Origin of the sequence: Psychroserpens mesophilus, assembly GCF_000826645.1 — a bacterium.
GTDB classification, from domain to species: Bacteria; Bacteroidota; Bacteroidia; order Flavobacteriales; family Flavobacteriaceae; genus Psychroserpens; species Psychroserpens mesophilus.
In genome coordinates this window covers 167,220-180,559 of the sequence record NZ_JXJP01000014.1, presented here as the reverse complement: position 1 = coordinate 180,559, position 13,340 = coordinate 167,220, and the positions used below count along the sequence as shown (strand labels likewise).

10 protein-coding genes are annotated in these 13,340 nt (G+C 33.5%); 3 read left to right on the top strand and 7 right to left on the bottom strand.

Annotated features, from left to right (window positions below; genetic code table 11):
- Positions 1-4: 4 nt before the first annotated feature.
- The 3 genes from mnmG to TD18_RS11945 form a co-directional block, all read right to left on the bottom strand.
- The gene (mnmG, locus tag TD18_RS11955; RefSeq protein WP_040252849.1) at positions 5-1,876 is read right to left on the bottom strand and encodes a tRNA uridine-5-carboxymethylaminomethyl(34) synthesis enzyme MnmG; all 1,872 of its coding nucleotides are present in this window, start codon (positions 1,874-1,876) and stop codon (positions 5-7) included.
- A gap of 78 nt (positions 1,877-1,954) precedes the next feature.
- Positions 1,955-2,365: an rRNA maturation RNase YbeY gene (gene ybeY / locus TD18_RS11950; RefSeq protein ID WP_040252847.1), complete on the bottom strand. Its 411-nt coding sequence runs from the start codon at positions 2,363-2,365 to the stop codon at positions 1,955-1,957.
- The gene (locus TD18_RS11945) at positions 2,352-5,834 is read right to left on the bottom strand and encodes a DUF4175 family protein (protein WP_052461154.1); all 3,483 of its coding nucleotides are present in this window, start codon (positions 5,832-5,834) and stop codon (positions 2,352-2,354) included. Before TD18_RS11945 ends, ybeY begins: the two co-directional genes overlap by 14 nt.
- Positions 5,835-5,954: 120 nt before the next feature.
- Between TD18_RS11945 and TD18_RS11940 the strand changes: the two genes are divergently transcribed.
- Positions 5,955-6,995, top strand: a complete 1,041-nt coding sequence (locus TD18_RS11940) for an alkane 1-monooxygenase (RefSeq protein WP_040252845.1) — start codon at positions 5,955-5,957, stop codon at positions 6,993-6,995.
- Between the two features lie 45 nt (positions 6,996-7,040).
- Here TD18_RS11940 and TD18_RS11935 read toward each other — a convergent pair whose 3' ends face one another.
- On the bottom strand, positions 7,041-8,129 hold the full coding sequence (locus tag TD18_RS11935; protein ID WP_040252843.1) for a toxin-antitoxin system YwqK family antitoxin: 1,089 nt from the start codon (positions 8,127-8,129) through the stop codon (positions 7,041-7,043).
- Positions 8,130-8,484: 355 nt separating this feature from the next.
- Here TD18_RS11935 and gltX point away from each other — a divergent pair, with 355 nt between their 5' ends.
- Positions 8,485-9,996, top strand: coding sequence for a glutamate--tRNA ligase (gltX, locus tag TD18_RS11930; protein WP_040252842.1), 1,512 nt, complete (start codon positions 8,485-8,487; stop codon positions 9,994-9,996).
- A 113-nt stretch (positions 9,997-10,109) separates the two neighbouring features.
- On the opposite strand, the gene TD18_RS11925 is transcribed toward gltX, so the two are convergent.
- Positions 10,110-10,790, bottom strand: coding sequence for a porin family protein (locus TD18_RS11925; RefSeq protein ID WP_040252839.1), 681 nt, complete (start codon positions 10,788-10,790; stop codon positions 10,110-10,112).
- Positions 10,791-10,867: 77 nt separating this feature from the next.
- Between TD18_RS11925 and TD18_RS11920 the strand changes: the two genes are divergently transcribed.
- Complete coding sequence (locus tag TD18_RS11920) at positions 10,868-11,794, top strand: SPFH domain-containing protein (RefSeq protein ID WP_040252836.1); 927 nt, start codon at positions 10,868-10,870, stop codon at positions 11,792-11,794.
- Between the two features lie 52 nt (positions 11,795-11,846).
- Here TD18_RS11920 and TD18_RS11915 read toward each other — a convergent pair whose 3' ends face one another.
- Both TD18_RS11915 and TD18_RS11910 read right to left on the bottom strand, forming a co-directional pair.
- A complete protein-coding gene (locus TD18_RS11915) occupies positions 11,847-12,050 on the bottom strand; it encodes a hypothetical protein (RefSeq protein ID WP_040252834.1) in 204 nt (67 codons plus the stop codon).
- An 85-nt stretch (positions 12,051-12,135) separates the two neighbouring features.
- On the bottom strand, positions 12,136-13,290 hold the full coding sequence (locus tag TD18_RS11910; RefSeq protein WP_040252831.1) for a hypothetical protein: 1,155 nt from the start codon (positions 13,288-13,290) through the stop codon (positions 12,136-12,138).
- Between the last annotated feature and the right edge of the window lie 50 nt (positions 13,291-13,340).

The window sequence follows — 13,340 nt, the reverse complement described above, 5'->3', positions numbered from 1 at the left end:
AAAATTATCGTCCCAAATAAACTAACAATACGGAAACATCTGCTGGAGAAACTCCTGAAATTCTTGACGCTTGAGAAATAGTTACCGGTTGTATTTTTGAAAGTTTTTGTTTCGCTTCAGTACTCATAGATTTCAATTTTTCGTAATCAAAATTCCGTGGGATTTTTACGTCTTCTAAACGATTTAATTTATCTGCGTTATTCTTTTCCTTATCAATATAACCTGAATACTTAATCTGAATTTCAGTCTGCTCAATTACTTCGCGATTTAATTCATGCTCCTGAATGTAGTGTTCTACAGCTTCAAACTGCCGCATGTCCTCAATAGTAATATTCGGGCGAGAAAACAATTTAAACATCTTATCTGATTGTTTAACAGGTGATGAAGATTTAGCTTCTAAAACCGGATTAGCATCTTCAGGCTTCACACTAGTCTCCCTGAAAAAATTGACGAAATTATCCGATTGCTTTTGCTTTTCCTCCATACGACGCAATCGCTTTTCACTTGCTAAGCCAAGCTCATATCCTTTTGGCGTTAGCCTAAAATCGGCATTGTCTTGTCTTAAAAGTGTTCTGTATTCCGCTCTGGACGTAAACATGCGATAAGGCTCTTCAGTTCCTTTGGTGATTAAATCATCCACTAAAACTCCAATGTAGGCCTCATTGCGTTTTAGAATAAATTCATCTTTCTCTTGTACTTTAAGCGCAGCATTTATTCCTGCCATTAAACCTTGAGAAGCAGCTTCCTCATAACCCGTTGTTCCATTAATCTGACCTGCGAAATACAAACCTTCAACCAGTTTAGTTTCTAAAGTATGTTTTAATTGCGTTGGTGGGAAGTAATCATATTCTATAGCATAACCTGGTCTGAAAAATTTCACATTTTCAAATCCTGCAACCGATTTTAAAGCTTTATACTGAACGTCTTCTGGAAGCGAAGTAGAAAATCCATTAACATAAACTTCAACTGTATTCCAACCTTCAGGTTCTACAAATAATTGATGACGATCTTTGTCTGCAAAGCGATTGATTTTATCTTCAATAGACGGGCAATATCTTGGTCCAGTACTTTGAATTCTTCCGTTGAACATTGGGGAGCGATCAAAGCCTTCGCGCAACAAATCATGAACCTCAGGACTTGTATAAGTCATGTGACATGATCGTTGTTCAGTCAAAGGTTTAATGTGCTCTAAATAGGAAAACTTTTCAGGTTGTTCATCTCCTGGTTGCTCAATCATTTTAGAATAATCTAAAGATCTACCATCAACTCTAGGAGGTGTTCCTGTTTTCATTCGGCCTGATTCAAAACCTAATTGAATAAGTTCTTCTGTGATTCCCGTTGCGGCTCTTTCTCCTGCTCTTCCTCCACCAAAATTCTTATCACCAATATGAATCAATCCATTAAGAAACGTTCCGTTGGTAAGGACAACCGTTTTGGCCTTAATTTCTAATCCAAGAGATGTTTTAACACCAATTATTTTATGATTTTCGACAATTAATCCTGACACCATTTCCTGATAAAAATCGAGGTTTTTGGTTTGCTCTAAAAGTAATCTCCAATCTTCAGCAAAACGCATACGATCACTTTGAACTCTCGGACTCCACATTGCTGGTCCTTTTGATTTATTAAGCATCTTAAATTGAATGGCAGAGGTGTCACTTACGATGCCACTGTAGCCACCTAAAGCATCAATTTCTCTAACGATTTGTCCTTTCGCAATTCCTCCCATAGCAGGATTACAAGACATCTGCGCAATGTTTTGCAGATTCATTGTAATAAGCAATGTTTTGCTTCCCATGTTAGCAGCAGCTGCAGCAGCTTCACTACCTGCATGACCAGCACCAACTACTATGACATCATATACATCGTTAAACATAATTTATAGTATTGTTCCACGTGGAACATTAGATTTTATTTTTTTCAGTTTGCAAATATACATCTAAATCTCAATATACTAAGATCCTTGTTTGATGTAGTGATCTTCCTTGGATCGCATGAGTTCCTTATCCTCTTTAGATTTATCTTTGTAACCACAATAATGAAGAACTCCATGAACCATAACACGACGGATTTCATCTTTAAAATCAACCTCAAAATCCTTGGCATTTTCTTTAACACGATCAACCGAAATGTAAATATCGCCATGTAGTTCTTTTCCTACTGAGTAATCAAAACTAATAATATCAGTTAATGTGTCGTGATTGAGATATTTTTGATTGATATCAAGTAAATAGTCATCGTCACAAAAAATGTAATTGATTTCGCCTTCCTTACAATTTTCAGAAGAGATCACTTTAGAAATCCATGATGAAAACTCTTGTTCATATGGCAATTCAAAATTGGTTTCGTAATTAAAGCTGATCATTTGTTTTTTTAAAATACTCTTGGACTTTCTTTTTATAAACGTCCTGCAAAGGTAGTGCTTGCCTGTTTAAAATTTCAGTAGTATTGAAATATTCTTTTGCTGTTGGCAATTTATTATTGGTTGTATTTTTAAACGTGTTGTTATCAGTTTCAGATTTACGCTTATTATCTTCACCTTGCATGAATGTAGCATTCTCCATCTTTAATAACTGATGTTGTAAATCCATCATTTTCTGAAGCGTTTGATTTGTAAACCCTTTGTTTATTAAGTCCAATTCAACTTCTTCCATGTCCTTTAACAACTTAGCTCCTTGACCTTGTTTGCCTTGTTCTCCCAATTTATTTTCAAGAGCCTGACGCAGTTGTTGTTGTTGCTGATAAATACGATACAACTCTCCATTTAAATCTTCATTACTTCCTTCACCTTCACCTTGAGAGTTTCCGTTTTCTCCACCTTCACCTTCTTTTCCTTGTTTTCCTTCTTTCCCTTTTTTAGATTTTTCGCTTTCACCTTCCTTTTCACCTTCGCCTTCGCCTTCTTTCTCTCCTTCTCCTTCTTTAGGTTTTCCTTGCTGGCTTTTTTTCATGCCATCTTTCATTTGCTCATTCAATTGCTCCTGACTCATAATAATATCTGGTAATTGCATATCGCCTCCACCTTGACCCATTGAAGGATTCATTTGCGCATTCATATTATCGAGAATATCACTTAAAAAACTAGCGAGTTCATTGGTTGCTGTGATTGTGTATTGCTGAGCCGCAACACCTTGATATATGCGGTTTTCAGACAATTGTCCGAGCGACTTATCAATATTAAAAAAGACTTCAGTGATTTGTTTGTTAACCTGTTCCGAAATTTTTGGTTGTCGCAATGATAAGGCGAATAAGCTGTCATCAACATGTTCAAAATGTTCTCGTAGATTACTCTGTTTTCTTAAGAATTTACCATATTCATTATGGTTGATTTCAATGCTTTTGAATTGATCCATTAAATTTTCCTGATCAAATGAAAACAATACTAAATTATCTAAAATCTGTCTGAGCATTGTCGCATCTTCCTGAGCCTGATCGCCTCCACCCATTTGCATCATTTGGGCCATTTGACCACTCATCTCTTTCATTTTTTGTGCAGCTTGTTTCTGTTTTTTCTTAGCCTTTTGTTGTGAATCTTGTGGCTGACTTTCCTGCTGCTCTCCTTGTTCTTGTTTTTCGCCTTGCTCTCCTTGCTCTCCTGCTTCCTGCTGTTCTTTATCTTCCTGTTCCTTTTGTTCTAATGCATCTGTGGCTTCCTGCTGATCCTGTTTTATAGATTCCTCAGTTGGTTTGTCCTGAGGAAGCTCCATTGGCTTCTTAAGCTCCTTATTTTCTTTTTGAAGTTCATCCATTTCTTTCTGGAAATCTTCAAACTTTTTATTTAATTTTTCTTGCTCTTCTTTCGTATTATTTTCTTCATTTTCTTCGGAAAGTTTTTCTTGCTCTTCAGCCAATTGCTCTAATTCTTGCTGAAGTTTTTCAGCCTTCTTAGCTACATAATAGCGTTTGGTTAACTCTAAGAGTTGTTTCAGGCTTCGCTCTTTATTTTTATTTTGTTTTGACAATTCTTCAAGCTTTTGAGAAAACTCTTCCTTCTGAATTTTCTCCTGCATTTTTTCAAGCTCTTCTAACAGCTTTTCATCTTGTTTAAGCTGTTCTTCATTTTCTTCAAGACGTTGTTGTAAGTCTTCTTTAAACTGGTCTTTTTCTTCATTTTCATTTTGAAACTCTTCAAGATTTTCTTTCAGCTTTTTGTTGAAGTTCTGCATCAACTGTTCTTGCTCCTTCTGACGTTTTAAGAAATTCTCAAACTTCTTTTTATCATTAAAATTGAGCTCCTCTTTTTCCTTTTGGGTTTTAGAAAACTCTTCAAGTTGTTTGTCCTGTTCTTTAAGTTTATCAAAGGTTTTACCTATATCTTTGATGGTTTCATTTTGCTCCTGAAGTTGTTTCTGCTCTTCCTCTTCTTTTGTGAGTTTTCTGTAGTTGAAAACTGTGCTTTTTGTGCTTTTATAATTATGAATGGCATCATTATCAAACACCTGAAAATAGAATTCATAATCAACTCCATCTGTCAAATTCAACTGATTTGGAAATGCACTAACAAACTCATCAAAATTTGATTTCGAAACAGGTATTCTTTCAAAAGATTTTTCATTCGGATTGGTCGAAGGATAATACACCAATTGCAGTTTGCTAAGTCCGTAATCATCACTAACCTGTCCAAAGAAATACAGTGTTTGATTATCTAAAGAATCCTTTTCCATCTTCAGATTAAGTTCTGGATAATTGTCTTTAATTACACTCAATGAAAACGCAAGGTTCTCATAATCTTTTAAGTTTTTATTGCTTGTACTAATGCTGTAGTCTGTGTTATTATAAATGCGCTTCGAAGCTTCAAATTTACCTTGTGATTTATTTTCGAAGTTGATTGTGTCTTTTGCATAGAGTGCCACTTCGTCTGTAGAACGTGTAGAAACTTTCCAGGTCACATTTGTACCTTCAGGAATTGTTGAGTTTCCTGTGCTTTTTAGAACCTCATCCTTCTTTTGCGTATAAGCTGGATAATCTAATACCATTTCAAAATTCACTAAAGTAGGCACCTTAGTTACTTCAATGTTGTAATCTTTAGAACGTACGTCGTTGGCTGATAAATTAAAACTCAGTGCATCTTTAAATTGTGGAAACACATATTCAAACTGTCCAGGAGCTGTTTGCTGTAAAAAATATGATTGTCCGTTGTAATGAATTTGAGCATTTTCAGGAATGACTTCACCAGCCGTTTTAACCATTAATTTGAACTCTTTATTTTCAATAGCATTCATCTCTTCATTCGCTACATAGAACTGAAAAGGTGCAGGAGGCTCATAAGCTGTTTGATAATTGACAACACGCTCATAACTATCACTAAACCAGTTGATTTTACCTGTAACATAAGAAATAAGCAATATCGCTATTGGTATGGCCGCATATTTTAAATATTTGGTGTTCTTTTTAAAATTTATAGCTAATTTGAAGGGAATCGGACTTAATTCCAAAGACTTCTGTTCGATACTTGCCTCAAGGAGTTCTGATTGTGTTTTATTGTGGTTTAGTTGAAGCACATTAAGGAGCTTATCACTCACTTCAGGAAAATGGTTTCCTATAATTTGTGAAGCTTTTTCGTAATCTATTCCTTTTTGAAGTTTGAATAATTTCGCAAGTGGAAATGCAATAAACTTAGCAAATAAGGCCAATTCTACAGCAATAAATACCCAAAATAAAATTGTTCGTGCTGTTGGGTTAAGCCACAAAAAATATTCGATTAACAAGGTAACAATTAAATACAGCAAGCCAATGGCAAAAAACAAAATAGCGCCTTTCACCAATTCATTAGTGTAATATCTTCTAATAAATTGCTCTAATTTAGATTGTATGTTCTTGAAATTATTCAACATTAACTATTTAACTCACTAAACTACAATTTTATTTTAACCTGCAAATGCCTAAATTTGGTAAGATTCTGTTAATTTCGAGGAGTTGTGCCAAAATAAAGACCAACTCGCAATAGTGTTTCTATGAAAGACCTTAAATATCTCACTGCATTCTCCATACCAATTGCTGCCTTTTTGGGTTTATATTTTAAGGGAAATTTTGTGTTTTTAACTCCTGTTTACGCTTTTGTAATCATCCCTATATTAGAGCTTATTTGTCCGGTGAGTACTGAAAATTTATCTTCTGATGAAGTCGATGATAAACTAAAAAGAAGGGTTTTCGACTGGTTGCTTTATCTTAATTTACCTATTGTTTACGGATTAGTAGGCTTCGGAATCTACCAAGCTTCAATGACAACTATTGCAAATTATGAACTTGTCGGAATGATACTTTCTGTTGGAATCGTTTTAGGTGTAAACGGAATAAATGTCGCTCACGAACTTGGGCACAGACAAACTACTAACGAGCGATTTATTGGAAAGGCTTTACTTCTACCCTCACAATACATGCATTTTTATATTGAACATAATTTTGGTCATCATTTGCATGCTGCAACGCCTGAAGATCCTGCAACAGCAAGATATAATCAAAGTGTGTATTCATTCTGGTTTACCTCTATTTTTAGACAATATGTAAAAGCATGGAAAATTCAGCAAAAACTACTAAAAAACAGTAAAAAGGGCTTCTTTTCGGTAAAAAACGACATGTTTTGGTTCATTTTACTTCAAATTAGCTATTTACTGACTGTCTTACTTGTCTTCGGAACAATGGGATTATTGTTCGCCATATCTTCTGCTCTTGTTGGGATTTTACTACTGGAATCTGTAAATTATATTGAACATTACGGATTATTGCGTCTCAAAACAAAATCTGGCAGATATGAGCGCGTAAAAGAAATGCATTCTTGGAATTCAAACCATGTGATTGGAAGAATAGTGCTATACGAACTAACCAGACACAGTGATCATCACTTTAAGTCTTCAAAAAAATATCAAATTTTAGATTGTCATGATGAGAGTCCGCAAATGCCATATGGTTATCCTACATCTATGGTTTTGGCAATGATTCCTCCTTTATGGTTTAAGATTATGAATAAGCGTGTCCCTAGAACTATGGTTATTTAAGACATATATAGTGGCTTTGACAAGTCAATTACTATGAAGTTGTAATTAGCGCTGTTTTTCACCTTCATCATAATACTCAACTTTAGATATGTCTCCATTTTTATCGTAAAATGTCCATTCTCCATTTGGTTGATTATTGCTATAATTACCTTTTGATTCAGGAGTTCCATCTTCATAAAAACTATAAAAAGAACCTTCAGCAGCCCCATTTTTGAACGAAGTTTTTTTACGAACATTACCATTTTCATAATATACTGTTGTAAAGCCTATCCTTTTATCATTCTTAAAAATTATAGACTCCTTTATGGCTCCACTTTCAAAGAACTTTTTACTTTCTCCTTCTTGAATACCATTAGTGTAAAAACTTAAATTTTCTAGTTGTCCAGATTTGTAAAACATCTTTAATTCTCCTGAAAATCTATCATTTTTATAAAAGCGTGATATTTTCAAACTCCCGTCGGAATAATAAACTTTTGACTCTCCTTCTAACTTTCCGTTATTGTAGTTTTTTAATACATTCAACTGACCGTTATAAAAATAATTCAGACTGACTCCATGATATTCACCATCTAAAAGACTATAGCTCGAAGTAACTTGATTCTTTACATTTTTATCATATGTAATAAAATCACCGCTTATTTTATTATTTTTTACTGTATAACTGGAAGTGGATTTTGGATAACCATTTCTATAATGCACCTCTAGCACGTTTACTTCTTTATTGTTATCAAAATATGCTTTAGCTTCAATTTGGTTATTTTCATAATAATTTTGAAAATTCGGTAACATTTCTCCTTTATCAAACCTATAAATAAACTTCAATTGACCTGAATTATAAAACTCTTTTATCACTCCATCGGGTTTTCCATTGTTATAATTTGCAATGTGAATTACTTTTCCATCAGTGTTATATTCAATAAATTTTCCTTGAACTTTTTTGTTTTTAATTTCAATTAAAAATTGCAATTCACCATTGGGATGAAGTAATTTAAGCTCTCCATTCTTAATCTTTTTAATTTGCTTATCAAATCTTTTGTGTGCATTATTATTAAACTCTTTAATAAATTGTTCTTTTGTTTGAGATAAAGAGTTTAAACTAAAAAAAAGAGATAAAACAATAAATAATGTTTTCATAATAAAATAATATTCTAAAATTTAAAAAACCGAATATAATTAAAATGCTATGATAAAAAATCATAACCTATAGAAAGATTTTGATCCTAAATTTATAATTATTTTATTCTTTCTTCCCTCTCGCTAGCTCTTACTCTGAGACGTATGACGAGAACATTAATCAATAAAGATTAAATGCGGTAATTAAGTTATAGTATTTAAATTAATTATATATGATTATTTCATTCTCATAAGGTCAATCGTCGAAAAAGTAATAGCGGAAGAAATGGTTTATGAGTCGTTTTTTAGTCTCTACTTTATTTTCTTTGTTCTTCTTCTACTCTATTCTATCTTTGCAGTCATTAAAATAAAACTCATGACCAAACTCGTTAGAGTGCGTTTTGCACCAAGCCCAACAGGACCTTTACATATTGGAGGTGTTAGAACAGCGCTTTTCAACTATTTATTCGCAAAAAAATACAACGGAACTTTTATTCTTCGAATAGAAGATACTGATCAAACACGTTATGTTGAAGGTGCTGAAGATTATATCGTAAAGTCATTAGATTGGTGCAATATTCCTTTTGACGAAGGTCCGAACAGAAACGAAAAATTTGGTCCTTACAGACAAAGTGAACGTAAACATTTATACAAACAATATGCAGATGAGCTTATTGAAAAAGGTCATGCATATTATGCTTTTGATACTGCTGAAACCTTAGATTTTCACAGAAAAGATCATGAGGCAAAAGGAAAAACCTTTATTTACAACTGGCATAACCGATTAAAATTAAGCAATTCATTATCACTTTCTCAAGACGAAGTAAACGCTAAACTAAAAGCTGGAGACGACTATGTCATTCGGTTTAAATCGCCTCAAGACGAAACGTTACATCTTAAAGATATTATTCGTGGAGATATAAAAATTGACACTAACATTCTTGATGACAAGGTGCTCTTTAAAAGTGATGGTATGCCAACCTATCACTTGGCAAATATTGTTGATGATCATTTAATGGAAATCTCTCACGTGATTCGAGGTGAAGAATGGTTGCCAAGTTTGGCTTTACATTATCAGTTATACTCTGCTTTTGGTTGGGAAGCTCCAGAATTTGCACACTTGCCCTTGATTTTAAAACCAACTGGAAAAGGAAAATTAAGTAAACGTGATGGCGATAAATTAGGATTTCCTGTATTTCCTTTAGAGTGGACAGACCCGAAAACAGGAGATGTTTCAAGAGGTTATAAAGAAGATGGCTATTTTGCTGATGCGATGGTTAACTTCTTATCGTTTTTAGGATGGAATCCAGGTACAGAGCAAGAAATTTTTAGTTTAGAGGAGCTTGTTGCGGCTTTTGAATTAGAGCGCGTTAACAAAGCTGGAGCACGTTTTGATCCAGATAAAATCAAGTGGTTTAATCATCACTACATGCAAGTGCAGGACATTCATGGTTTAGCTCTTTCGTTTCAAAATTTAAGAACTGAATTAAAAGAGATTGATTCTCAATATATCGAAATGGTAGTGGCTTTAATTAAAGAGCGTGCTACGTTTGTAAGTGATTTTTGGGATTTAAGTCATTTCTTCTTTGTTGCGCCTTCTGAATATGATGAGAAAGCATCTAAAAAAGCAGTTAAAGAGGACACTGCAGATATTTTAACTCAGGTTAAAACACTGGTTGATGGTGTAGAAGATTTTACGGTGGAAAACCTTCAAAATACCATTAAAGGATGGATTACATCTAATGATATTGGCTTCGGAAAAGTGATGATGCCATTACGATTAGCATTAGTTGGAGCTTTACAAGGTCCTGATGTTTTTGATATCATCTATATGATTGGAAAAGCGGAAACGTTGAAGCGAATTGATAATTTAATAGCTAATTCTTAAACAATTAAGGTCATTCAGAAGTTGCTCTGAAAGTTTTCAAACAAACTAAAACGTTTAGTTTAATAATATATCTGAGATTCTTCGCTTACGCTCTGAATTGCAATCTTGTCAATTTAAAAAGTTATCATTAAAGCAAAAGCCAGCATGGTCTGGTTGCCTTCAAAACGATCGGAATTATTAAGATTATAATCGTTATCGTTAAGTTTTTTCAAAATATTTGTAAATCCGTAACTATACGTCGCTCTTAATCTAAAATTCGCTATTCCTGCTGAAGCGCCTACGACACCATTGACATTAAATGGTGAGATTTCACTAATATCTTTTGCTTTTAATACATCGTAACCATTAATTATAAAATCTTCCTGATTACTGTTTTTGAGATCTAACTGACCGTTGTATTGTAATTGCGGACCAAGATCTAAAGTAAGGTTATCACTTAATAGTTTCACGTGGAGCATAAAGGCTAATTGAACAGCCATTAAATCATATTCCAATTGTTCAACCTGAAGCGGATTTGCTAAAGAACGACCTTCAATTTCAATAGAATTCTGAGAAAATTGTAATCCGTAACTTACTGTGTACCATTTGTGAGGAATATCAACAGTAGCAATCATTCCTCCAAGAAAACCAGAGCCACTTGTCGTTTTGAAATTATCAGTTATAATATCATATTGAGTAAGACCACCGACAACTCCTATTCCGTTTTTTATTGTGTAGCGCGTATGTTGAGCTGAAACTAATGTAACAAAAGCCATACAAAAGGCTACTAATAAAATAAACTGCTTTTTTTGCATCTCTAAAATGTGTGATTTGAGCAAATATAACTTAATTTAGTAACTGATTATTTCATTTAAACATTAAAAACACTGTTATGGGTTCATTCATTTTTATACCAATTCTATTTTTCGGCTTAATTATTTTGATTTCGTCATTCTTTGTAGTCAAACAACAAACCTCTGCTATTATTGAGCGTTTTGGAAAGTTTCAGAGTATTAGGCACTCAGGATTACAGCTTAAAATTCCACTAGTAGATCGTATTGCTGGAAAATTAAGTTTAAAAATTCAGCAACTGGATGTGATTATTGAAACCAAAACCTTAGACGATGTATTCGTACGTTTAAAAGTATCGGTTCAGTATAAGGTCATTAGAAATAAAGTTTATGATGCTTTCTATATGCTTGATTATCCACATGATCAAATCACTTCATATGTATTTGATGTGGTTCGTGCGGAAGTACCAAAAATGAAACTGGATGATGTTTTCGTTAAAAAAGATGATATTGCCTTGGCTGTTAAAGCAGAATTAAATGATGCCATGATGGAATACGGTTATGACATTATCAAAACCTTAGTCACAGATATTGATCCGGATGCCCAAGTTAAAGCAGCCATGAATAGAATTAATGCTGCAGACAGAGAAAAAACCGCAGCTCAATTTGAAGGTGATGCCGCTCGTATTTTAATTGTTGAAAAAGCAAAAGCAGAAGCTGAAAGCAAACGTTTACAAGGACAAGGAATTGCTGATCAGCGTCGTGAGATCGCACGTGGTTTAGAAGAGTCTGTTGAAGTGTTGAATCGTGTTGGTATTAATTCACAAGAAGCTTCGGCTCTTATTGTGGTAACACAGCATTATGACACCTTACAATCTTTAGGTGAAGAAACGAATAGTAATCTCATTTTGCTACCAAATGCGCCACAAGCGGGAAGTAACATGCTTAACGATATGGTGGCAAGTTTTGCAGCAAGCAACCAAATTGGAGAAGCAATGAAAAACGCTAAAAAGAAAAAAGAAGAGTAATTATATTAGTCTCTGAAATAACTTAAGGCCTCAAATCGTATTTGGGGCTTTTTTAATGTCCTTCTTTATATTTCTTTACCATTTCCTTTAGACCTGTCAAATAATCTTGAAGGTCTTGATTCATGGAATCATCGCTATAGGATTTAGGCAATGTGCTTCGAGTTTCATCTAGATACTTTTGAAGTTCAGGATAATTTTCTTGAATGTCACGAGTTATGTTAGAAATTTCGGTAAGTATTTGACTTGAGTTCTCCATTTATTACGTGTTTTTACCGTAATAAAGTACTTAAAAAAGACGATTTTACAAAGGCATTTTGTTGATTTAACGTTGCTTTCACACTCTAAAATGGATGCCTTTCATCCCAATCTCTTACTGGATTTGCATATTTAACTACTAATTTTAACAGCATATTGGCCATAAAATTATTGGTGTGTTTTAAATAAATATACATGTCGAAAGGTCTGGCTCCAATTGAGCTTTTAATTTCCATCGCTGTTCTGGCAAAAACGACTTCTTTGTATTGATGCTGAATTCCGAAAGATGCCATATCAAACAACATATTTAAATACATTTGATACTGGTGTTGTAATTCTTGATTATAGCCCAAAAAATAAGTCTCAAGTTTGTCATAGTTTTTGATGAATGAGTAGAATCCAATCAAATTTTCATTTAAAAAATATCCATAAATTTTAAAATTATCTTGGAGTTGTTGTTTTAGTTGGTAGAAATGGTTGTGATGTAGTTTAAAAGAATTGACGCCTGCATTATCTGATACATTTTCGTATAAATTATAAATCGCATCAGAAAAGTTTTCGATGTCATCAAGGCAAAACTCCTTGCATATAATATCTTGACTTTTTTTTCGAGCCGTTTTATAACGTCTTCTGTACTTTTTATTAAAATCTGCTATGTAGTGTTCAGGTGAAGTCCAAGTTGTTCTAACTTGAAAAATCATATTCGGTTGCACTCGTGCTTTAAAAAGGTTTTCATTTTTAAAAAACGCTTGATTCATATGAATTGAGTCGTTTTCAAAGTAGTCTTTAAAACCTATAATTCTTATTTTTTTGTTGAATTTATCTTTGATTACTTTTTTAAGAGCATCTAATCCTTGAGAAATTTGATGTAGATAAACCTCTTCTGAGATATATTCGGTATTACAATACAAGCCATGCTGACCAGTATGCATGAGATTTCCAACGATTAAGGCATTTCCTTTAACAATCTTTGAAATAAGAAACTTTCCAAAGCGTTTGAAAAATTGGTGAGAGGTTTTTCTAAAGACATCATCTAAATACATTTCGACGCGCTGAATAATTGCAATCCCAACCAAAGTTTCCGAAGAAAAAACACCCAAGAAATAGGTTGAAATATTAGCAGGACTAGACTGTTCTAAAGCTCTTAAGAAAGACGTTTTTAAAAAGATATCCTGAACGGGAAGTGTATCCCAAGATTCTGGTAAGTCTGCTGTAGAATGATATAATTTAAAGTGTGTCAAAAGAATTAATTAAAAAAGACTGAAAACTTATGTCATCAGTCTTTTATCAG